23 protein-coding genes and 1 pseudogene are annotated in these 20638 nt (G+C 36.2%); 10 read left to right on the forward strand and 14 right to left on the reverse strand.

Annotated features, from left to right (window positions below; translation table 11 throughout):
* Positions 1 to 262 (reverse strand): annotated as a pseudogene (locus WFK35_RS09260) (DUF2306 domain-containing protein); the annotation flags it as partial.
* Between the two features lie 275 nt (positions 263 to 537).
* A complete protein-coding gene (locus WFK35_RS09265) occupies positions 538 to 1740 on the reverse strand; it encodes an NAD(P)/FAD-dependent oxidoreductase (RefSeq protein ID WP_336732424.1) in 1203 nt (400 codons plus the stop codon).
* Positions 1741 to 1915: 175 nt separating this feature from the next.
* Between WFK35_RS09265 and WFK35_RS09270 the strand changes: the two genes are divergently transcribed.
* Both WFK35_RS09270 and thiL read left to right on the forward strand, forming a co-directional pair.
* Positions 1916 to 2410, forward strand: coding sequence for an acyl-CoA thioesterase (locus tag WFK35_RS09270; protein WP_336732425.1), 495 nt, complete (start codon positions 1916 to 1918; stop codon positions 2408 to 2410).
* A gap of 70 nt (positions 2411 to 2480) precedes the next feature.
* Positions 2481 to 3542 carry a thiamine-phosphate kinase gene (gene thiL / locus WFK35_RS09275; protein WP_336732426.1) on the forward strand — a complete coding sequence of 354 codons (1062 nt, stop codon included), beginning with the start codon at positions 2481 to 2483 and terminating at the stop codon, positions 3540 to 3542.
* A gap of 56 nt (positions 3543 to 3598) precedes the next feature.
* Here the strand turns inward: thiL and WFK35_RS09280 are convergent, their stop codons facing one another.
* Entirely contained in the window at positions 3599 to 3886 is a 288-nt protein-coding gene (locus WFK35_RS09280) for a hypothetical protein (RefSeq protein ID WP_214587704.1), read from the reverse strand.
* A 195-nt stretch (positions 3887 to 4081) separates the two neighbouring features.
* On the opposite strand from WFK35_RS09280, the gene WFK35_RS09285 reads away from it, so the two are divergent.
* A complete protein-coding gene (locus tag WFK35_RS09285) occupies positions 4082 to 4726 on the forward strand; it encodes a hypothetical protein (RefSeq protein ID WP_336732427.1) in 645 nt (214 codons plus the stop codon).
* Between the two features lie 111 nt (positions 4727 to 4837).
* Here the strand turns inward: WFK35_RS09285 and pepT are convergent, their stop codons facing one another.
* Positions 4838 to 6085, reverse strand: coding sequence for a peptidase T (gene pepT / locus WFK35_RS09290; protein ID WP_336732428.1), 1248 nt, complete (start codon positions 6083 to 6085; stop codon positions 4838 to 4840).
* 190 nt (positions 6086 to 6275) lie between these two features.
* On the opposite strand from pepT, the gene WFK35_RS09295 reads away from it, so the two are divergent.
* From WFK35_RS09295 to WFK35_RS09305, 3 genes are read left to right on the forward strand one after another with little or no spacing between them, the layout of a single operon-like run.
* Positions 6276 to 7124, forward strand: a complete 849-nt coding sequence (locus WFK35_RS09295; RefSeq protein WP_214587701.1) for a hydroxymethylglutaryl-CoA lyase — start codon at positions 6276 to 6278, stop codon at positions 7122 to 7124.
* Between the two features lie 3 nt (positions 7125 to 7127).
* The gene (locus WFK35_RS09300; protein ID WP_336732429.1) at positions 7128 to 8141 is read left to right on the forward strand and encodes a tetratricopeptide repeat protein; all 1014 of its coding nucleotides are present in this window, start codon (positions 7128 to 7130) and stop codon (positions 8139 to 8141) included.
* 9 nt (positions 8142 to 8150) lie between these two features.
* Positions 8151 to 8987: a sulfurtransferase gene (locus tag WFK35_RS09305; protein ID WP_336732430.1), complete on the forward strand. Its 837-nt coding sequence runs from the start codon at positions 8151 to 8153 to the stop codon at positions 8985 to 8987.
* A gap of 69 nt (positions 8988 to 9056) precedes the next feature.
* On the opposite strand, the gene WFK35_RS09310 is transcribed toward WFK35_RS09305, so the two are convergent.
* The 7 genes from WFK35_RS09310 to WFK35_RS09340 all read right to left on the reverse strand — a co-directional run bounded on the left by WFK35_RS09310 (position 9057) and on the right by WFK35_RS09340 (position 14251).
* A complete protein-coding gene (locus tag WFK35_RS09310) occupies positions 9057 to 10361 on the reverse strand; it encodes a C2 family cysteine protease (protein ID WP_214587698.1) in 1305 nt (434 codons plus the stop codon).
* A gap of 12 nt (positions 10362 to 10373) precedes the next feature.
* Positions 10374 to 10763 carry a hypothetical protein gene (locus WFK35_RS09315; RefSeq protein ID WP_336732432.1) on the reverse strand — a complete coding sequence of 130 codons (390 nt, stop codon included), beginning with the start codon at positions 10761 to 10763 and terminating at the stop codon, positions 10374 to 10376.
* 160 nt (positions 10764 to 10923) lie between these two features.
* Positions 10924 to 11250, reverse strand: a complete 327-nt coding sequence (locus WFK35_RS09320) for an SUF system Fe-S cluster assembly protein (protein WP_087711919.1) — start codon at positions 11248 to 11250, stop codon at positions 10924 to 10926.
* Between the two features lie 3 nt (positions 11251 to 11253).
* Positions 11254 to 11958: a 3'-5' exonuclease gene (locus tag WFK35_RS09325; RefSeq protein WP_336732434.1), complete on the reverse strand. Its 705-nt coding sequence runs from the start codon at positions 11956 to 11958 to the stop codon at positions 11254 to 11256.
* A 92-nt stretch (positions 11959 to 12050) separates the two neighbouring features.
* Positions 12051 to 12398: a tRNA-binding protein gene (locus WFK35_RS09330; protein WP_336732435.1), complete on the reverse strand. Its 348-nt coding sequence runs from the start codon at positions 12396 to 12398 to the stop codon at positions 12051 to 12053.
* Positions 12395 to 12904 (reverse strand): hypothetical protein, encoded by a 510-nt coding sequence (locus WFK35_RS09335; RefSeq protein WP_336732436.1) that lies wholly within the window; start codon positions 12902 to 12904, stop codon positions 12395 to 12397. The genes WFK35_RS09330 and WFK35_RS09335 overlap by 4 nt, the downstream gene beginning before the upstream one ends.
* A 417-nt stretch (positions 12905 to 13321) precedes the next feature.
* On the reverse strand, positions 13322 to 14251 hold the full coding sequence (locus WFK35_RS09340; RefSeq protein WP_336732437.1) for a DUF3078 domain-containing protein: 930 nt from the start codon (positions 14249 to 14251) through the stop codon (positions 13322 to 13324).
* A 245-nt stretch (positions 14252 to 14496) separates the two neighbouring features.
* Between WFK35_RS09340 and WFK35_RS09345 the strand changes: the two genes are divergently transcribed.
* From WFK35_RS09345 to WFK35_RS09360, 4 genes are all read left to right on the forward strand, one after another.
* A complete protein-coding gene (locus WFK35_RS09345; RefSeq protein ID WP_336732439.1) occupies positions 14497 to 15267 on the forward strand; it encodes a rhomboid family intramembrane serine protease in 771 nt (256 codons plus the stop codon).
* Positions 15268 to 15303: 36 nt separating this feature from the next.
* Positions 15304 to 16413: a DNA-processing protein DprA gene (dprA, locus tag WFK35_RS09350; protein WP_336732446.1), complete on the forward strand. Its 1110-nt coding sequence runs from the start codon at positions 15304 to 15306 to the stop codon at positions 16411 to 16413.
* Between the two features lie 190 nt (positions 16414 to 16603).
* Positions 16604 to 17962, forward strand: coding sequence for an NADP-specific glutamate dehydrogenase (gdhA, locus tag WFK35_RS09355; RefSeq protein WP_214587691.1), 1359 nt, complete (start codon positions 16604 to 16606; stop codon positions 17960 to 17962).
* Positions 17963 to 18321: 359 nt separating this feature from the next.
* Positions 18322 to 18693 carry an iron chaperone gene (locus WFK35_RS09360; RefSeq protein ID WP_336732441.1) on the forward strand — a complete coding sequence of 124 codons (372 nt, stop codon included), beginning with the start codon at positions 18322 to 18324 and terminating at the stop codon, positions 18691 to 18693.
* A gap of 208 nt (positions 18694 to 18901) precedes the next feature.
* Here the strand turns inward: WFK35_RS09360 and WFK35_RS09365 are convergent, their stop codons facing one another.
* The 3 genes from WFK35_RS09365 to WFK35_RS09375 form a co-directional block, all read right to left on the reverse strand.
* Entirely contained in the window at positions 18902 to 19246 is a 345-nt protein-coding gene (locus tag WFK35_RS09365; protein WP_336732442.1) for a hypothetical protein, read from the reverse strand.
* Between the two features lie 116 nt (positions 19247 to 19362).
* Complete coding sequence (locus WFK35_RS09370) at positions 19363 to 19851, reverse strand: YkgJ family cysteine cluster protein (RefSeq protein ID WP_336732443.1); 489 nt, start codon at positions 19849 to 19851, stop codon at positions 19363 to 19365.
* A partial coding sequence (locus tag WFK35_RS09375; RefSeq protein ID WP_336732445.1) for an ion channel occupies positions 19852 to 20638 on the reverse strand: 787 nt, incomplete at its 5' end. It abuts the gene before it with no gap.

A 20638-nucleotide genomic window follows, 5' to 3' on the forward strand; every position in this document is an offset into this window, starting at 1 on the left:
TCTTTAAGCCGAAATTTTTTCTGAGAATCGCTAAAAATCCATTCAGCAAAACAAAAATGCTTGTGTAAACGTGAGTGTAGAAAAAATAAAGATATTCCGGTTTGTTGGTAACTTCCGTCTGTTTGATCATTAGAAAACTTGCATCAGAACGCATCGGAATATATTCCAGCGTAATTTTCAGCATCAGCCAAAAGAAATATCCAAACCCAATAACTAAAAGGATTTTAAAGGTGTTCGAAATATTTTTTTTGGCGGAAAGCATTTTTTGTATTTAAACACGAATATCACTAATTTCTCACAAATGATCACAAATGTTTTTTGTAATTCATGAAAAAATTCGCGCAATTCCTGTTTCATCTAAACATTAATATCACTAATTTCTCGCAAATGATCGCAAATAATCTGTGTAATTCGTGAAAAAAAGATTCGCGCAATTTGTGTTAATATAAACACTAATACCGCTAATTTCTCGCAAATGATCACAAATAATTTGTGTAATTAGTGAAAAAAAGATTCGTGTAACTTGTGTTTAAATTATTATTTCAGGTTCAAATCCTGCGCAATCAGCCAAGCCTCACTCCAGCAAGCCTGAAAATTAAATCCTCCGGTTACCGCATCAATATTCAATACTTCTCCGGCAACGTAAAAGTTAGGCAAGATTTTCGAAGACATATTTTTAAAGTTAATTTCCTTTAAATTAATGCCTCCCGCTGTTACAAATTCATCTTTAAACGTCGATTTTCCGGTGACATTAAATTTCTTTTTGCATACATTTTCAAGAATGGTCTGCATTTCTTTTCCTGAAATTTGGGCAACCTGTTTATTCAGATCCACTTTTGAAACTTCCAGAATTCTCTGCCAGAATCGGTTGGTAATATCAAATATTTTCGAGTGTCCGATGGTTTTCTTTGGATTGGATTGTTTGAAGTTTAGAAATAATTCTTCTGCATCATCAATATCTTTTGAGATAAAATTTACCTCAATTTCAAAATTGTATTTTACTTTCGCTAAATTAATTGCTTCCCAAGCTGAAATTTTCAGAATGGCAGGTCCCGAAAGTCCCCAATGCGTAATGAGCAAAGGTCCGCTTTCTTCTGTTTTCAGTTTCGGAATGGAAGTTTCCGCCATTTCAAAGCTTGTTCCGGCTAAATCTTTCAGCAAATCATCTTTAATGTTAAAAGTAAAAAGCGACGGAACCAGATCAACAATTTTATGACCTAAATTTTCGATCATTTTCAGAGATTTTGGCGAGCTTCCGGTGGTGTAAATAACAAAATCAGCTTCAAAATCCCCTAAACTGGTCTTAACGATATATTTTTCGTCCGATTTTTCAATTTCTTTTACAGAACATTTGGTTTTCACTTCAACATTTTTCTGCTGAATTTCATGTAAAAAAGTATTGATGATTGTTTGCGAAGAATTGCTTTCCGGAAAAACGCGGTTATCATTTTCTATTTTTAACGGAACACTTCTTTGCTCAAACCAATCCATCGTATCTCCCGGCTGAAACTTGGTGAAAACACTCAGCAATTCCTTGTTTCCGCGGGGATAAAACTGTACCAGTTCTCTGGGATCAAAACAGGCATGAGTCACATTGCAGCGTCCTCCTCCCGAAATTTTTACTTTCTGAAGAACATCCGAATTCTGCTCGAGAATGGTAATTTTATATTTTGTTTCGTCCAGATTGGCTGCACAGAAAAATCCTGCTGCGCCACCTCCGATAATGATAATTTGCTTCATAATACTTTTAATCTTATGCTCAAGATTACTTTTGCAAAACTACAATTTTTATAAACCATCTTATTTGAGTAATTTTGAAGAATATAATTTTTCATTTTTACAGTGAAATTATTGACTACAAAAAATGATTTTTGTGATAAAAAATCATACAATTTATATTTAAAACAAAAAGTAAATGAAATTCTACCATACATTTGAAGTTCGCTGGAGCGATCTTGATGCCAATAAACATCTGGCAAATTCATCTTACGTACAGTATTGTGCGCAGACCAGAATGGCTTTTATGAAGCAGGAAAAAATGGGCGTTACCCAAATGAGCCGATGGGGAATCGGTCCGGTAATCATGCATGAAAGATTTTCTTTTTTTAAAGAAATTTATGCAGATCAGACGGTTATCGTAAGTCTTGAAATTGATGGCTGTGCAGAAGACTGTTCTATTTACCGTTTCGTACACAAATTTTATACGACTGATGGCGAACATTGTGCCACTGCAGAAGCAACCGGAGTCTGGATCGATATGATGCTGAGAAAAATGACAACACCGCCCGATGATGTGGTGGAAGCCATGAACAAATATAAATCTCTGGAGACCGTAGTTTTAACAAGAGAAGATTTCAAAAAACTTCCTTTCCGTCCGGAAAATGTTGATCCGGCAGTATTTGCTGTTTAAGATGTAAGGTTTTGAGTTTATTGTTTTAAAATTACTCATTACCCATTATTTATTACTTATAATTAAAAATATGTTTGAAGATAAAGATCCAGAATTAACGCCAATTTCCAAACTGGGAGAATTTGGTTTAATTAAACATTTAACGGAACATTTTCCTCTATCCAACGAATCTTCGGAGCTTGGAGTGGGAGATGATGCGGCAGTAATTAATCCAGGAAATAAGAAAGTAGTTCTTACGACAGATGTTTTGGCAGAAGGAGTTCATTTCAATCTGGGATATGTGCCTTTAAAACACTTGGGTTATAAAGCGGTTGTTGTAAATCTCAGTGATATTGCAGCGATGAATGCAACGCCAACTCAGATTTTGGTTTCTCTTGCTGTTTCCAACCGTTTTCCCGTGGAAGCTCTGGAAGAAATCTATTCCGGAATTCAGACCGCTTGCGCAAGATACAAAGTGGACTTAATTGGGGGAGATACAACGAGTTCTAACGCTGGTTTGGTAATGAGCATTACTGCAATCGGGATGGAGAATGATGAGCATATTGTGAAAAGAAGTACGGCAAAACCAAACGATCTTTTGGTCGTAACTGGAGATTTAGGCGGCGCTTATATGGGACTTCAGATTCTGGAAAGAGAACACGCTGTTTTCTTAGCCGATCCGAATATGCAGCCGGAAATGGATGGCTACGATTATATTCTGGAAAGACAGTTGAAGCCTGAAGCAAGAACCGACGTAAAAGGAATTTTAGAACAACTGGATATTAAACCAACTTCTATGATTGATGTTTCTGACGGTCTGGCTTCTGAAATTCTTCACCTTTCAGATCAGTCGAAAGTAGGATTCAGATTGTATGAGGAAAAAATTCCGATGGATAATTTAACAATTACAACAGCGGATGAATTCAATTTAAATCCTGTGATGGCTGCTTTAAGCGGAGGGGAGGATTATGAATTATTATTCACGATTTCGCCAAATGATTTTGATAAAATTAAAAACCATCCGGATTTTACCATCATTGGTCATGCCGTTGAAAAAGAAGACGGAAATTTTATGGTGGCAAGAGGTTCTAATCAGCTGGTTGCTTTAACAGCGCAGGGTTGGGACGCTTTTTTGGGAAATCAGCAAGGATAGATAATTTACTGTTTAGATATTAAAAAACCACTGCAATAGCGGTGGTTTTTTTGTAATTAATCTTTCTTAATGTCTGCTTTTACATTCTGGTAGGATTTGTCTACCGCATCTGCACCTTTTTTAGCCGTTTTTTTTGTCCATTTTGCTGCATTTTTAACGCCTTTTTTGGTTGCATCATAACCTTTTTCTGCGGTTTTGCCTGTCCATTCTGCACCATCTTTGGCAGCCTTACCTACGGCTTTAGCATCTTTTTTTACCTCCTGCTTTACAGAATTTGTTTTTTGTGCAGATACTCCGATTCCGAATAAAAGAATCACTGCTGCTGAATATAATCTCTTTTTCATTTATAAAAATGTTTTTTTTGATTTTTCAACAAAAATCAGACCAATAATGCATAAAAATGTCAGAATAATTTTGTGTCAGTGGATCATAGAAGCATTATAAGCAAAAATTTGTATTGTGAAGAGGACTTAAATATTGTGAAGCCAGTATTTTTGTAATGTTTTTTGTTTAATTTGCAACAGTCAAATGATTTACAAATGAGATTCTTTATTGATGAGAAAAATTATTTTTTATCTAAAATTTTAGATGAATCAATCCTTTTCAACTATACAGCCTCCTGGATTTTTTATGATCGGAATGAAGATCTGCATATTGATGATTATTTTGAAAAAGACAAAAAGATGTATTCGTTTCTATGGTCATATTCAGAGGACAATATTCTGTCTAAAATAGATGAATGGAAAAGAGCTTTCAGGAGACACGAAATAGAAATTCCACATGGGATAAAGCAATATCAAAAAGATTATCATTTAAATTCAGGAAGGAAAGTGTATTTGGATGTTCTGGAGTCTTATGTTAATTCCACAGAAAAAATGTTTAAGAGTTTTGCAGCTTTTAATAACGCAAAACATCTAGCCCAAATCATAGTTGATCATACGGTAATTTTTGATGATTTAGATTTAAGCTTTCTTGAGGATGAAAGAGAGGATAAATTTAAAAAATATTTAAGTCTTCTGGATTCGGAATTCATTCATGCTATTGTTTTAGACGGACATCATCATGCAGGAGAATTAATAAAAATTTTTGTTCATAAAAAGAACAATATAATTCTAAAAAATGCAGACAGTATTCCCTGGAATATTTTTGAAAATACTTATGTTGAAAGAAATTTTAGTTGGTAAATGAAGGTAGAGAGAATTTTTCAAGATTTGGAGCATGTAAGGAAAGATTTGCTAAAGATGTTATAAAAAATCCGGCTCAACAAAGCCGGATTAGTTATATTAATAAGATTTTTAAGCCTTCGCAATATTCAGGATCACTTCCATTGCTTTCTCCATACTTTCCAGAGCCACATATTCATATGGTCCGTGGAAATTGATTCCTCCCGCAAAAATATTCGGACAAGGAAGTCCCATATAAGATAACTGCGCTCCGTCTGTTCCTCCGCGGATTGCTTTAATCTTTGGTTCGATTCCTGCTTCTTTCATTGCTGCTGCGGCAAGATCTACGATGTGCATTTTTCCTTCAAACTGCTGCTTCATGTTTCTGTACTGCTCTTTAATTTCAATTTCAGCAGTTCCTTCGCCGTGTTTTTCGTTAAATTCAGCTACTTTTTCTTCCATGAATTTCTTTCTTGCCTCAAATTTATCAGCATCATGATCACGGATGATGTATTGCAATTTAGCTTCAGAAATATCAGCATTTAAGTCCATTAAATGATAAAAGCCGTCAAAACCTTTAGTGGTTGCAGGTGTTTCATTGGCAGGAAGCATCTGTGCAAATTCAGAAGCCAGTAAAGCGGCGTTAATCATTTTTCCGTACGCGTAACCCGGATGAACGCTCAAACCGTGGATTTTTACCACTGCTCCAGCCGCGTTGAAGTTTTCATATTCCAGTTCACCAACTTCTCCGCCGTCCATCGTGTAAGCAAATTCAGCCCCGAATTTTGCCACATCAAACTTATGTGCTCCTCTTCCGATTTCTTCATCAGGCGTAAATCCAACGGCAATTCTTCCGTGCTTGATTTCCGGATGAGCCATTAAATATTCCGCAGCCGTTACAATTTCTGCACAGCCTGCTTTATCATCGGCTCCAAGAAGGGTATTTCCGTCGGTGGTAATTAAAGTCTGACCGATATATTTTTTTAAGCTTTCAAATTTTGATGGTGATAAAGTAAATCCTGTTGTCTGATTCAAAACCAGATCTCCTCCGTCATAATTTTCCCAAACCTGTGGTTTTACATTCTCTCCGCTGAAATCCGGTGAAGTATCGTAATGCGAAATAAATCCGATAGTCGGTTTGTCATTATTCTCAAGATTAGAAGGAACGTATCCCATGATATAACCATTTTCATCGATCGATACATTTTCAAGACCTATCGTTTTCAGTTCTTCCGTGATGTAGTTGGCGATATTCCACTGTCTTTCTGTAGATGGAGTGGTTTCGCTTTCTGCGTCGCTGGTTGAATAGATTTTTACGTAATTAAGAAAACGGTTTAGTAGCTTTTCTTTCCACAAAGGGCTGAATTCTATTGCGCTCATTATATTGGTATAAATTTCCTGTAAAGTTAGCAAATTTGATGCTCAGAATATCTTATTTGTACTCCATAATCGTTCTGTGAAGTGTTTTTATTTGTGTAAAATAATGAAATTCAGTTGTTTATTGTGTTTTTGCATAACTCTTAAGAACTTGTTTAGTTTTATTATATTTGAGAAAATCTAAATGTAAAAAATGTTTCTTACAGAATGTCCGCGTGATGCAATGCAGGGGTGGGGAGAATTCATCCCGACTGATAAAAAAATAGATTACATCAATTCTCTTATGGATGTGGGTTTTGATGTTCTGGACTGTCTGAGTTTTGTTTCTCCGAAAGCAATTCCGCAAATGGCAGATTCTGATGAGGTGGCGGAAAATATCGATAAATCCCGATCCAACACCAAAGTTTCTGCAATTGTCGCCAATTACAGAGGAGCTGAGAAAGCATTAAAACATCAGTCGGTAGACATTATCGGCTTTCCGTTTTCCATTTCCGAAACTTTTCAGCATAGAAATACGAATAAAAATCAGGAAGAAGCTTTTCAGGAGATTATTAAAATGCTGGAACTGGTAAAAAATGAAAACAGGCAGCTAAATATTTATTTTTCAATGGCTTTTGGAAATCCTTACGGCGAAATGTGGAAGTGGGAAGACGTGGATTTCTGGGCTCAGCGATTTTCTGAAATCGGAGTTAAAGAGATTTTACTTTCTGATACTACGGGAGTTGCAACGCCGGAAACCATTTCTCTTTTGTTCGGAAAAATTCCTTCAAAATATCCTGAAATAAATTTCGGAGCACATTTTCATAACCGTTACGAAGATTCTTACGCTAAGCTGAAAGCCGCTTACGATCAGGGATGTACGAGATTCGACAGTGCCATCAAAGGAATCGGAGGCTGTCCGATGGCAAAAGATGATCTGGTGGGAAATATGCCGACCGAACAGGTAATCAATTTTATGAGCGTAGAAAAAGCAGACCATAAACTCAATCTGCTGAACTTCGAAAGTTCTTACAACAAAGCGAAAGATATTTTTCATTTTTGAGGTATGACTAAGCTTTTTGTTACCATACTGATTGTTTTTTCTTCTGCGGTTTTTGCCCAGAAAGTAGAAAAACTGTTCAACGAAGAAAAATTTAAGGAATTAACCGGGCTTGAAAATGAAAGTCCTTCTTTTACAGGAGAAGAGCTTTACTATTTGGGATTTGCTTTTTTCAGGGAGGAAAATGACGACAAAGCAATAGAATATTACAACAAAGCTTTAAAAAAAGGTTTTGATAATGCTCTCGTATATTATCACATCGGATTGTCCCAAATGTATCAGAAAAAGTATGATGAGGCTCTGAAAAACATAAATACAGGTTTGGAGTCTGATCCTTTGGCGGAATTTTATTATGAAAAATTGCGGATTTACAGCATCAGAGAAGATTCTGTTAATCAGGAAAAAACGTTTTTGGAAGCCCTTCAAAAAACTAGTCAGAAAGATAACTGGTATGTAAAAATAGTTTTATTTGCAGGCAGTTTCTATTATACTCAGAAAGAGTATGCAAAATCTGAGAAAATCTATAAAGAAGCTTTGGCATCATTACCAAAAGAATATGAACTGTACACCAAGCTGATAAAATCTTTAAATGTTCAGAATAAATTTTCAGAGGCAGATTCCTATTTTGAGAAAATGAGAACGTTCTATGAAAATAAAGAGCTTCCGGAGGATGAAATGAAGTTTAAAAATCTTAATGTGGATCAGTTCGACTGGAAAAACCAGGTTGTGAACATCCATAAATATTTTGAAAAGCCAAAAGAGATGCTTCAGCCTTTGTATGTTTTATATTTAATTAATGAAAAAGGAGACAAAGTGGAGCGTAAATTCAAAATTGAAAAAACGGTTCAGATAGAAAAAACAGATCCGCAATTCGTCATTTGTGAAGAAACGAAAAGCGGACATTCCACTTATCCAATCGGTTTTAAAGATGCCAATTTTACTTTGGAAGATCTGAGAAAGGAAATTACGGATGTTCTTAATAATAAATACAGAGTTGCGGCTTCTTTCGAACATAATTAAAAAACAAATATGCAATCCATTATCTCACCTTCAGAACTAAAAAATCTTCCAACAGAAAATCTTATCATTCTTGATGCAAGAGCAGGAAAAGATGTTTATCAAAATTATCTGAATAAACATATTAAAGGAGCGAGATTTATTGATCTGGATAAAGATCTTGCTGAAATCGGTGAGAACGGTGCTTTTGGAGGAAGACACCCTCTTCCGGAAATTAAAAAATTTGCAGAGACAATTTCAAATCTGGGAATTTCAGAAAATAACCATATTGTTGTTTACGATGATAAAAACGGATCAAACGCTGCTGCAAGAGCTTGGTGGATGCTGAAAGCTTTCGGTTTTGAAAACGTTCAGGTTCTGGATGGCGGATTTCAGAATGCTGAAAAAGAAGGGGTTGAATTTTCTTCCGGCGAAGAATCTTTCGAAAAGGCTGAATTGATTCATAAAGAAAACTGGCTACTTCCTGTTTCAGATCTGGAAACTGTTGAAAATGAATTAACAAAAGAATCATCGACGGTTGTAGACGTAAGAGATGCGTACCGTTACAGAGGTGAATCTGAGCCGATTGACCTCGTTGCAGGACATATTCCCGGAGCAATTAATATTCCTTTTTCTGAAAATCTTGATGAAAACGGAAACTTCCTTTCACCGGAAATTTTAAGAGAAAAATATTCAAAATTGCTTGAAGGAAAGCCTGAAAATCTGATCATTCATTGTGGTTCCGGAGTAACGGCCTGTCATACCATTCTGGCTTTGGATTACGCAGGATTCAAAATCCCGAATCTGTATGTAGGATCATGGAGCGAGTGGAGCAGAAGAGAAGGGAAAGAAATTGCCACAGAATTATAAAAGCTTCCACAGACCGAAATCTGTGAAAGCTGAAGTGAAGGGTTGGTTAATAAAAAGGTGAATTTTTCTCTATTTTGTAACAGCTAAAGCTTCAAAATAATTTTTAAAGGAATTGATTTCCAGTGCAAAAACGCCGTCGTTTCCAATCATGTTAATCGGTCTCCAGAAACTTCCGTCGAAAAAGCTGATAAGTCCCTGATAAGAATTCAAACCATTCGGTTCAGTAACTCCCCACGGATTTCTCAGGATGATGTAGTTCTTTCCATTGAAAGTAGACCAGCCTAAAACCGTGTAAGCGTGATTTCCAACGATATTAGATCCGGTATAATCTTTTCCTGATCCATACGTCCATGCAACCATCGGATTAATGGTCTTGCAGCTCATTGAGTTTTCTCTTACTACGCCGAAAAGATCAAGCGCTGTTCTCGGTGAAGTGTAGTAATAATACGGTGTTTTGTTCGTAAGTTGTGCAACAGCTTTTGCAGGATCTCCGAAAGCCGTTTTAGAAATATCCGGTTTATCGTCATTTACATTCGTGATCCATTTGGCAAATGCTTTTTCATAAACAGCCGGCCAGATTTCTCCCGCATCGTTGCTTCTGCAATATACAGGATTGTTATTGGAAGAGTTAATGATCGTATTATCAGTAACTTCCACAAGTCTTGTTGCCGCATCTTTTCCTCCGCCTTTTGTAAAAAACTGGATGGCATTGGTACGGTCTGTTTCTCCGGTTCCGGTGGCTCTCACTTTATGCTGAATAGTATAAGGATCTGCCCATGCAATAGCAGAAATAGCGGCAATAAAATAACAGTTGGCTACTGCACCCTGAATCGGGTCATTATACTCCGTCACGTCGTTGAAGAAATTTCCTCTGTCGCTCCATGAAGTTCCTGCAGGAGTCCATCCGTTTGCATTTCCCATCCCGAAAATGATATTTTTAATAGAAGGGGAGAGTACTTTATTGCTGATAGTGTTGTTCAGCTTTGGGATATTCAGTACCACTTTTACATCGCCTTTGTCTAATCTGGCATTTTTTACAGCGATGCTGTTCAGGTCTTTTATTCCGGTACCTGAAAGATCATTGAGTGTTTTAATATTCGAAAGATTTACAGTTTCCAGCTTATCTGCAGCTCTTACTTTAATATCATCAGATTTCATAACTTTTACAGTGTTGTCGCTGTTAAGTTGCAGTCCGGCATACAAAGGAGAATTAAATTTGATGTCGAACAGTTCTGCGTAATTGGTTTCCAGGGTTTCTTCAAGAATCTGGTACGATTTTGCGTCTTTCCAGTCGAATGTTCTTCCGGTGATAGCTTCAGTTAGTGCATAAGGATTAATAACTCCTACAAACAGTTCTTTAGGTGCTTGGTCCATGATAATTGGTTTTTAAAGGTTAAGGTTAGAATTAATTTGGTTGATGAAATCGGGATTGTACAGATATAAAAACCGGTTGAACAGAGAAACTCCGAAATCATCATCCGGATGGATCTCAATTTTTTTTGAATTCACCTCAATCATTCTCTGGCTTCCTCCCACCATTGAAGGATCTTTTACAGAATCTTTTATTTTGCTGATTAAAGAAAGAAGCTGAAGAAAAATTTCTGTGTTGAATTTTCTTTGCTCAGATACAATCATTTTTTCATTCGTTTCGTAACCTCTGAAGATTTTCAGCTCGGCATTTCCGTCCTGTTCGGAAAATATAATCTGATATCGGTAAGCATACTGTGGCGGAACACTTCCGTTATTGAATGATACGATGATGGTATTGGCTTTCATACTGTTGATTTCTGAAACCAAAATTATATCATATTCATATTCTGTATGTTAGGGATTTCACGAAATATATATGGGGAAAAAACGGAAAATAAAAAAAGCTGCTTCAAAATGAAACAGCTCATTATTTTTTTTGGAAAAAATGATTTGAAGAAATTAAATTTTAAAGCATTCCAAGCTCAAATTTAGCTTCCTCACTCATCATATCTTTGTTCCAGCTTGGTTCAAAGGTAAGCTCTAAGTCTACACTTTTTACATTTTCCACTTCTGCAACCTTATCTTTTACCTCCTGCGGAAGCGTTTCTGCAACCGGACAGTTAGGCGTTGTTAATGTCATGATAATTTTTACGTCCGCTTCATCGGAGATCTGAACATCATAAACCAACCCAAGTTCGTAGATATCTACCGGAATTTCAGGGTCATACACGGTTTTTAAAACACCGATGATTTCCTCACCGATGTCAGCAATCTGATCGTCTGTAAATTTCATTTTTTAATCTAAATTGATGTACCTTTTCAACAAATCTTCCTGACGCATGCGCCGGAAAATATTCGCCAAAGTTAAGACATCTTTTTCACAATAGTCAACTATTCTTTGCAAGTCTTTCTCTATGTAGTAAATTGATGAAACCATTGAGCCGTCAATATCATCTTTTGGAGTGGGAATTCCGAAAACATGAGCCAGCAGTTCCAGAGACACAAAACTTTTGTAATCCCCGAACTTCCAAAGCTCCATGGTATCGATATGCGGAATTTCCCAAGGCTTTTTTCCGAACATCTGAAACGGAGTAGGAGGCATCATTCCATTAATTAAATATCTTCTGGCAATCCACGGAAAGTCGAATTCTTTTCCGTTATGTGCGCATAAAATGACGTCGCGAAGTCTCGGGCTGTTAAAAATTTCACCAAATTCCAGAAGTAATTTTTTTTCATCGTCACCCGCAAAGCTTTTGATCTTCAGCGTATCGTTTTTTTCGATCATTCCGATGGTAATGCAGATGATCTTCCCGAATTCTGCCATAATTCCGGCTCTTTCCACATAAAATTCTTCCGGAGAAACCTCATCTTTTCTCTGGAATCTCGTTTTTTTATCCCAAAGTTTCTGTTCGGCTTCCGAAAGTTCTTCCCACAATCCAAATCCCGGAACCGTTTCAATATCAAGAAATAAAACTCTTTCTAAAGGAATATGCTGTATCATTTTTATTCTTCGTAATGATTTGTTAGAAACTAAACCTCACAGGTTTCAAAAACCTGTGAGGTTTTCCTGTATTCACAGATGTTTTTAAAAACTTATCCTACCTGCATTCCGTTCTTTGCCGGTAATGAAGGGGTTAAAAGGGTAACGTCTTTTTTATCTTCTCCGTAAACACCCAAAACCAGACATTCGCTGAAAAAATTGGCGATCTGTTTCTTAGGAAAATTGACCACTGCCAAAATCTGCTGACCGATCAGTTCTTCCTTCTGATATAATGAAGTAATCTGAGCGGATGATTTTTTAATGCCTAAATCTCCAAAATCTATTTCTAGCTGATAAGATGGGTTTCTTGCTTTCTCAAAATCGTTCACAGAAATAATGGTTCCGCATCGGATGTCTATTTTTTCGAAATCTTCCCACGAAATTTCGGGTTTTACAATCATGATAATGTGTTGATTAATTGTTCTACTTCAAGTTTCTGTTCAGCATACTTTTTCTGCAGTTCAGAACCTTCGCCCATTCTTTTATAATATTCAAGTGCTTTGCTGCCGAAATCTTTTTTATAAAAATCAGATACTTCAGGAATCTGCGGAAAAACCTTATGAAAAAGCATTTCATAATATGCCTGAAATTCCCTTTCGCTTTTATCTTCAATAACGTGTCCCGGAGCTTTCTGCCGTACATGCAGCATTTCGTGGGCGATTAAATTTAAAACCAGATTCAGATCAAAATCGAATAAATTTTTAGGGATCATTACTTTCTGGGGACTTCCTAAAACGCCTTCTGCTGTTAAGACAAGAGAGTTTGGAAAAACCTCATCGCGAAGACCAAATCCTTCGAAGTTGTCGTGTTCGAGATTGAAGGAGCGGATAATGTATTCTGCTGCATCAATGATCTGGTCGTGTTCCCTGTAAGCTTCTAAGTGTAAAGCAACCTGTTCGAAATTCATCTTTTAAATATGTTTTAACAAATGTATTAAAATCCTGAAACTTAAGAATTATTTCATTCAATTTTCGTTAAAGATCATCATGTTTTATTTTTTTAACAACATCCTGAATGTATAACAAAAAACCTCCTAAAAAGAATAGAAGGTTGCTAATAACACATAAATGATAATGAAAAATTTTATTTTACTCGCCGAGTTAGTAGGAAAAAAGAAAAAATGTTACAGGAACTTTTCTGACTTTTCAGAAGCGATTTTACATCAAGAATTTTTTGTAACATTTTAAATTTTATGCTACAAACTGTGAAAAGATTCTGAATTTTAATTTAAAGTATCCGGAATTTTTACACAGTTATAGTTCAATTTAAGTTTGCAAGGGCTCGGATCTTAGATCCGGCTCTTTTTGATGTATGAATATGACGGTTACTTTTTAATCCACCATTGGCTGTCCTTTCTGTCGGAACGTTTCACGCCGTTGTTTAAAGTATAGGCAAAACCAACGCCCAATGTCTGTTTCAGCTGTGTTTTCTGAACCTGATTATGGTCGTACATTAAATCCACAGTAATATTGGATGAAATGAATTTATTAACCTTTAAATTTAAGATCATTCCATACGCCAGAACCAGTCTTTCCGGATGATCCAGATAATTGGAGAAAACGGATGCTGTATTGGTAATATTTACGTTCTCCATCAAATTGAATTTATAATAGGCTGTTCCCAGAAAACCATATTGTAAAATTGATGAATCGCCATCAGCCTTTAAACCGTAATTTCCTGCAAGCTGAAGATCTTTGTCTAGCACAAAAGCCCATCTCGCGTTGCTCGGACGAAGGGTTACATTAATATTGTCATTGGGTCTGTAGGTAATCCCCATCCCGACATTCAGATAACCGGGAGCCATAAAATTGGATATTTTTTTTGCTTCCGGATTATTTCCGTCTTCATATCCCGCAGAAAACTGAGAAATCAGACCCGCTCCTACGGAAAGATACCAGCTTTTTGAGAACTTCCTTCCGTAATTTGTGGAAACATTAATAACGTCCTGCGTTTTTCTTACACCAACTCCTTTCGTATCATTTTGTCCATAATTTAAAAGAATGATGTTTTCCCAAAGATCTTTATCTTTTTCATACGTAATGTTGTAATCCAGTGCAGCAAGCCATCCTACATTGTTGGCTCCTCCGCCGACCCAGTTTGAGAAAGCGGCCTGATTAATCATCAGCGACTGTTTTCCTAAAACCGACCAGTGTTTAATGGTATCTGCTTTAATGGCTGCGGTGTCCGTAATGACAACCTGTGCATTGGCGAAAATTCCCAGAGAAAGAGAGAGTGTGAATAAAAACTTCTTCATGAGTTCAGGATTTCATTATACAAAATTCCTTACAAAAATATTAAATATAAATTTTATGGAAGGAAATTCAGTTTTAAGAATGGTTTTCAACCGGTATTTTTTGAATTTCAATGACAAAACAGAGAACTTTTGTATAAAAGCAGTGAAAATCATTACTTTTTGTCTGAAATAAATTTTCGAACAGATTTTTCATCGACAAATTTTCCGAAATTTATCCTTGGCTTTTCATTTGACGTAGAATATTCATGTTAAAAAATAATATAATTTCCAAAAAAGCGCTGCTTTATCCTTTGCTTATGCTTGCTGCAATGTGGCTGGGTTTCTTTTTACAGATGCAGGGCTTTTTTCAGAGCTGTTTCGGGGCGATCATTCCATTGTTGCCGGAAGGCTTATTGGGAATTATAACGTCACCTCTTCTACACGGAAACATGGAGCATATTGTGGGAAATTCTATCCCGATCGTGGTGCTTATGTTTTTGCTGTATCAGTTTTATCCTTTAGTTGCCAATAAAGTGTTTATAACAGGTTGGCTTGCTACAGGATTTTTGGTGTGGCTTCTTCCGCCTATTGATATTATGACGGGAGATTATCTTTATACCTGTACCATCGGTGCAAGTGGAGTAGTGTATGTTCTTGCGTTTTTCCTTTTTTTCAGCGGAGTTTTTAAATGGAATATGAAGCTGCTCACCATTTCTTTGTTGGTTGTTCTGTACTATGGAAGTCTGATCTGGGGAATGCTTCCCGAAGAACTTTTCTCCAATCTTCAGGAACCCAGTAAAATTTCATGGCAGGCGCATCTTGCAGGTGGAATTGTGGGAGTAATTCTGGCTCTTTTATTTAAGAAAGTAGGCGATAAAAAGAAAAAATTCATCTGGGAATTTCCAAACTATTACAGTGAAAAAGATGATAAACTCTGGCAGGAATACAAAGAAAACCATCCCGAAGATTTTATGGAGCTGCCTTACAAAAAGAAAGACGATATCTGGGAAAGACTGGATGAACTGAGAGGTAAATAATTTTAAAAATTTTCTACATTTGTGAAAACAACACAAATGTATTCTGAAGAACATCTTTATTCCATTGCTCTGCGCGAGTGTAATTTAATCGGAGATATCAATTTTTATAAGCTTGTGCGTATTTTCGGAAGTGCCAAAAATGCCTGGGAAAACACCAAAAAGGAATACAAAAAGCTGGACGGATTCGGTTCTAAAATAATTTCAGATATCGGAAATCCTGCTCATCTGAAGTTTGCTGAAAACGAACTTAAATTTTGTGAAGCAAACCAAATCAAGATTAATCTAAGACATCTCCATAATCTTCCTAAACTCTTAAACGAATGTGATGATGCCCCTGTAATTCTTTACCAAAAAGGAAGTTTTGACGATTCTAAACAAAAAATAAGCATGGTAGGAACGAGAAATATGACTTCCTACGGAAAACAGTTTATTGAAGATTTTTTTAAGGAAACATCATCCTGTAATTTTATTTCCGTGAGCGGTCTGGCTTTGGGAGTAGATAAAGAAGTTCATGAGCAGTCTCTTCATCATCAGGTTTCTACAGTTGCCGTTTTAGCGCATGGTTTTCATACATTGTATCCTTCAAAAAATAAAAAATTATCCGAAAAAATTCTTGAAGAAGGAGGAGCTTTATTTACAGAATTCAATTCATCTAAAAAGCCGGACCGCGAAAATTTTATTCAGAGAAACAGAATTGTTGCCGGAATTTCTCCTGCGACAATTGTGGTAGAAACAGCTTTTGGAGGCGGTTCAATCAGTACAGCAACGTTTGCCAATCAATATAACCGCGAAGTATATGCACTTCCCGGAAAGATTACAGATAAACAGAGCCAAGGCTGTAATCATCTGATTTTTCAGAACAAAGCTTCGGCAATTTCCACGCTAAAAGATCTGGTTGAAAATTTAGGATTTAATAATCCGGAAGGCAGAACGGGAGAATTATTTCCTCATAGTGAAATTTCAATCCAATTAACTGAAAATCAAAGTGAAATAGTTAAAATAATATCTGAAAATCCATACATTTCTCTGGACGATCTTGCTGATAAAACAGACCTTTCCTCACACAAAATTTTACCGGTTATTTTAGAATTGGAACTTTTGGGGAAGGTAAAATCACTTTCGGGGAGACAATTTTTAGCAACCTGACAATTAACGATTTCTTAATATTGCATTATTTTAAACATAACATTTAATTTTTAATAAAATTAATGATTGAATTGCTGATTTAATAATATTAAGTCATTATATTATTAAATTTTCAACAATTGTTATTTAGGGTGTTGTGAATCTTGAAAAAAAAATTAAATTTGTTGGCAATAATATTCAACCCTAATATATGGAACAATATAATATTGACCAGAAAATCCAAGAATTTATAGCAAAAATTGAGGCAAAAAACCCTAATGAGCCAGAATTTTTACAAGCAGTAAAAGAAGTTGCGGTAACTGTAATTCCGTTTATCTTAACGAAAAAGGAATATACGGGAATGAAGCTTCTTGAAAGAATGGCGGAAGCTGAAAGAATTATCATCTTCAGAGTTCCATGGGTTGACGATAAAGGAGAGATCCAGGTAAACAGAGGGTTCAGAATCCAGATGAATTCTGCGATCGGACCATACAAAGGAGGAATCCGTTTCCATCCTACCGTAAACCTTTCTGTTCTTAAATTTTTAGCGTTCGAGCAGGTGTTTAAAAACTCTTTAACTACGCTTCCGATGGGAGGTGGAAAAGGAGGTTCAGACTTTGATCCGCAAGGAAAATCCGATATGGAAGTAATGCGTTTCTGCCAGGCTTTCATGACGGAAATGTGTAAACACATTGGTCCTGAAACAGACGTTCCTGCAGGAGACATCGGAGTAGGAGCAAGAGAGATCGGATATTTATTCGGGCAGTATAAGAAAATTAGAAACGAATTTACGGGAGTTCTTACAGGAAAAGGTCTTGCATACGGAGGTTCATTAATCCGTCCTGAAGCTACAGGATACGGAGTGGTTTACTTCGCTGAGCAGATGCTTAAAACAATCGGACAGACTTTCAAAGATAAAACGGTAACGGTTTCAGGTTTCGGAAACGTAGCTTGGGGAGTTATTAAAAAAATCTCTGAACTTGGTGGGAAAGTTGTAACGATTTCCGGACCGGACGGTTATGTATATGATAAAGACGGAATCGACGGCGATAAGATCGATTATCTGTTGGAATTGAGATCTTCAGGAAACAACAGAGCTGAAGATTACGTGAAGAAATACCCTTCTGCAGAATTCTTTGCAGGAAAACGTCCTTGGGAAGTGAAGTGTGATGTTGCGATCCCTTCTGCAACCCAAAACGAATTAGATCTTGACGATGCTAAATTATTGGTGGAAAACGGATGCGTTTGTGTAACAGAAGCAGCAAACATGCCTTCAACACTTGATGCAATTAACTATTTCTTAGACAATAAAGTATTGTTCTCTCCGGGGAAAGCTTCTAACGCAGGAGGTGTTGCGACTTCAGGTCTTGAAATGACGCAAAATTCAATCCGTCTGAACTGGACTTCTGAAGAGGTTGATGCAAGACTGAAAGAGATCATGATCGGAATTCACAAAGCGTGCAGAGACTACGGAAAAGAAGAAGACGGTTATGTAAACTACGTAAAAGGTGCCAATATCGCCGGATTCGTGAAAGTTGCAGAAGCAATGTTAGCTCAGGGAGTAGTATAAAATATAAAGGTTGGGAAAATTCCCGACCTTTTTTCATATAACCTGTTCCCGGGATTATAAATGGGAAAAAAGTAAAAAGTGAAAGGAGAAAGCGTTGATTATTCAGCGCTTTTTTTATTTTGAAAGCTACGTTCGCAAGGTCCTGTTGTCGGATGATGCTGAATATTTTTCGATCGTGAAGGCATTTCATTCAGCTAATGATAATCATTTTAACTCGAATGAAATTAACATTTTCATGTCATTTGGACATAAGAGAAATCTACAACGTCTCAACCAAAGACAGATTCTTCACTTCGCTACGCTTCGAGCTGAATGATAATAAGAACTGCCAAAAAGTGAAAAATCATTACATTTAATTCATGAAAAATACATTTGAAAATATTGATGAATATATCGCCCTGTTTCCGGAGATTCGGGATAAATTAGAAAATCTCAGAAAACTGATTCTTTCACAAAATTCTGAAATTGAAGAATATATTGGTTATCAGATGCCTGCTTTCAGATACAAAAATAAACCAGTGGTCTATTTCGCAGGGTATAAAAAACATATCGGATTTTATCCCGGAGCAGAAGGAATAAAAAGATTCGAAAGTGAATTTAAGGAAAACGGCTATAAATTTTCAAAAGGAGCGGTACAGTTTCCTTTAAATGATGATCTTCCTGAAAATTTAATCAAGAAAATTGTTCAGTTCAGACTTGAGGAAATAAATCACAAAAATCCTGAAAAATGATTCAGGATTCTGTTTATTTGCATATCGATTATTTATTTAAAATTTGATATTATGTTAAATACAACTTTCATACAAAATTTCCTGTTTATACTTCTTTTAACTTGATTTATAATTATTTAAGATAAATTATACCGTTTGCCATTTACAAAAAAAATCCTGAAACATTATATTTCAGGATCTTCTTTCTACTTCTTAAAAATTTAAATACTTACTTCGACTTTTTCTTCTTGGACTTCTTTTCTTCTTTTATAGCGTCTGTGGATTTGATGGTGTCTGCTACAACTTCGGTATTGGCATTTACAGTGGTTTCGGCAGAGGCTGTTGTGGCAGGCGTTGCTGCTTCAACAGTGGCAGTGGTTCCTGTATTTTGGTTTTGACCGGATGCTCCGGAAGTTGTTCCCCGGTTGGTAGTTGCCTGTGAATTCTGCTGTGTCTGAGTAGTCGATGGATTATTAGAATTTGTTGACGGGTTTTGTTGTGATGTTCCCGTCTGAGCCGATACTGCGATTACTCCGACTAATGTAAACGCTGCTGTTAAAACTAACTTCTTCATAATATTAATATTTAAATGGTTGTTTAATTTAAACGGCGGTATTTTATCTAATATTATGTGTAAAGTCTTTATTTAACGGACTTTATAATTATTTAAGACTGATTTTGAATTGTATATTATTTTCCTAAATTTTTCATAATTCGTTCTACAAATTCGTACGCAGCAGGGCAAATGACAGTATTTTTAATCATTAAATTATTGATCTGGTAGATCTTCTTTCTGTCGGTATGGGGGTATTCTCTACACGCTTTCGGGCGGACATCATAGATGGAGCATCTATTATCTTCATTTAAAAAAAAGCACGGCAAATTCTGAAGAACTTTGTCATTGTCTTCATCTACACGCAGGAATTTTGCTTCAAAATCAGCCGGCTTCATGCGGAGATGTCTGGAAATTCTTTCAATATCCTTTTCGGTATAAAGCGGCCCCGTTGTTTTACAGCAGTTGGCGCACTGCAGACAGTCTATTTTTTCAAAAACCTCTTCATGTGTTTCCTGAACGATATAGTCCAGATTTTTTGGCGATTTCTTTTTCAGCCCCTCCAGAAATTTTTTATGTTCTTTCTGCTTTTGTAATGCCTGTTTTTTATAAAATTCTAAATCCATTTATTCTTCTTCTTCCATGAATACAGGAAGTTCTGCTTTTTGATAGTCACTTATTTTATCCAGATTCAGCACCGTGGAAAGATTATCTTTATCAGGATAATACATCGGGATAAATTTTGCACCGTACACGATTTCTTTGGTTACATAAGAGGTTCTCTGCACTACCGTATTTGAAAAAACCTCGTCAAAAGCGCGGATATGAACAATAATTTCAATTCCTGTATTTTTAAAATCGTCTTCTGAAAACCCGTAAAACGGAGACTCTTCATCAATTTCATGTACAATTGTCCAGTTCAGAGCCAAAGTATTGATTTTGCTGAGCTGTGTTTTCAGCTGATAAAAATTAATTTTCGGAGAGCTGTTTTCCATCACTTCAATGGCGGTAGTAATAACAACATCTGCATCCGTTAATGCATTGTTTTTATAGGGAGCCAGCCTGAACATTAATGCTGAAGTTTCTTTAAAAGGTGCGACAACCGCAACATCAGAAAACTTCAGATACGCTCTCGGTCTAGAAAATCTTCCGTAGAAAAGTCCCGTTGCAATGGCAAAGGTAAGCAATCCTAAAAAAGCCTCAAAAGTAGCGACCAGACTTGCCGTAAAACCTACCGGAGCAATCCTTCCGTATCCTACTGTGGTAAATGTCTGGGAACTGAAGAAAAACACATCAATGAATTCATTCACAGGATTACTTTTATCAATTCCTGTTAAATGTTCTACACCAATGAGATAATAAATTAAAGCAAAAAATAAATTCACTAAAATATAAGCAATCACCAGATAAGAA

Source organism: Chryseobacterium sp. VD8, assembly GCF_037149975.1.
GTDB classification, from domain to species: domain Bacteria; phylum Bacteroidota; class Bacteroidia; order Flavobacteriales; family Weeksellaceae; genus Chryseobacterium; species Chryseobacterium indicum.

Coding starts and splice junctions, on each gene's coding strand:
- WFK35_RS09315 (WP_336732432.1), bottom strand. CDS start 10,763: ATGAAAGCCAATACCATCATCGTATCATTCAATAACGGAAGTGTTCCG.
- WFK35_RS09265 (WP_336732424.1), bottom strand. CDS start 1,740: ATGAAGCAAATTATCATTATCGGAGGTGGCGCAGCAGGATTTTTCTGT.
- WFK35_RS09345 (WP_336732439.1), top strand. CDS start 14,497: ATGTTAAAAAATAATATAATTTCCAAAAAAGCGCTGCTTTATCCTTTG.
- WFK35_RS09370 (WP_336732443.1), bottom strand. CDS start 19,851: ATGGATTTAGAATTTTATAAAAAACAGGCATTACAAAAGCAGAAAGAA.
- WFK35_RS09295 (WP_214587701.1), top strand. CDS start 6,276: ATGTTTCTTACAGAATGTCCGCGTGATGCAATGCAGGGGTGGGGAGAA.
- WFK35_RS09280 (WP_214587704.1), bottom strand. CDS start 3,886: ATGAAAAAGAGATTATATTCAGCAGCAGTGATTCTTTTATTCGGAATC.
- WFK35_RS09340 (WP_336732437.1), bottom strand. CDS start 14,251: ATGAAGAAGTTTTTATTCACACTCTCTCTTTCTCTGGGAATTTTCGCC.
- gdhA (WP_214587691.1), top strand. CDS start 16,604: ATGGAACAATATAATATTGACCAGAAAATCCAAGAATTTATAGCAAAA.
- WFK35_RS09300 (WP_336732429.1), top strand. CDS start 7,128: ATGACTAAGCTTTTTGTTACCATACTGATTGTTTTTTCTTCTGCGGTT.
- WFK35_RS09320 (WP_087711919.1), bottom strand. CDS start 11,250: ATGAAATTTACAGACGATCAGATTGCTGACATCGGTGAGGAAATCATC.
- thiL (WP_336732426.1), top strand. CDS start 2,481: ATGTTTGAAGATAAAGATCCAGAATTAACGCCAATTTCCAAACTGGGA.
- WFK35_RS09285 (WP_336732427.1), top strand. CDS start 4,082: ATGAGATTCTTTATTGATGAGAAAAATTATTTTTTATCTAAAATTTTA.
- WFK35_RS09330 (WP_336732435.1), bottom strand. CDS start 12,398: ATGATTGTAAAACCCGAAATTTCGTGGGAAGATTTCGAAAAAATAGAC.
- WFK35_RS09270 (WP_336732425.1), top strand. CDS start 1,916: ATGAAATTCTACCATACATTTGAAGTTCGCTGGAGCGATCTTGATGCC.
- WFK35_RS09305 (WP_336732430.1), top strand. CDS start 8,151: ATGCAATCCATTATCTCACCTTCAGAACTAAAAAATCTTCCAACAGAA.
- pepT (WP_336732428.1), bottom strand. CDS start 6,085: ATGAGCGCAATAGAATTCAGCCCTTTGTGGAAAGAAAAGCTACTAAAC.
- WFK35_RS09310 (WP_214587698.1), bottom strand. CDS start 10,361: ATGGACCAAGCACCTAAAGAACTGTTTGTAGGAGTTATTAATCCTTAT.
- WFK35_RS09365 (WP_336732442.1), bottom strand. CDS start 19,246: ATGAAGAAGTTAGTTTTAACAGCAGCGTTTACATTAGTCGGAGTAATC.
- WFK35_RS09335 (WP_336732436.1), bottom strand. CDS start 12,904: ATGAATTTCGAACAGGTTGCTTTACACTTAGAAGCTTACAGGGAACAC.
- dprA (WP_336732446.1), top strand. CDS start 15,304: ATGTATTCTGAAGAACATCTTTATTCCATTGCTCTGCGCGAGTGTAAT.
- WFK35_RS09360 (WP_336732441.1), top strand. CDS start 18,322: ATGAAAAATACATTTGAAAATATTGATGAATATATCGCCCTGTTTCCG.
- WFK35_RS09325 (WP_336732434.1), bottom strand. CDS start 11,958: ATGATACAGCATATTCCTTTAGAAAGAGTTTTATTTCTTGATATTGAA.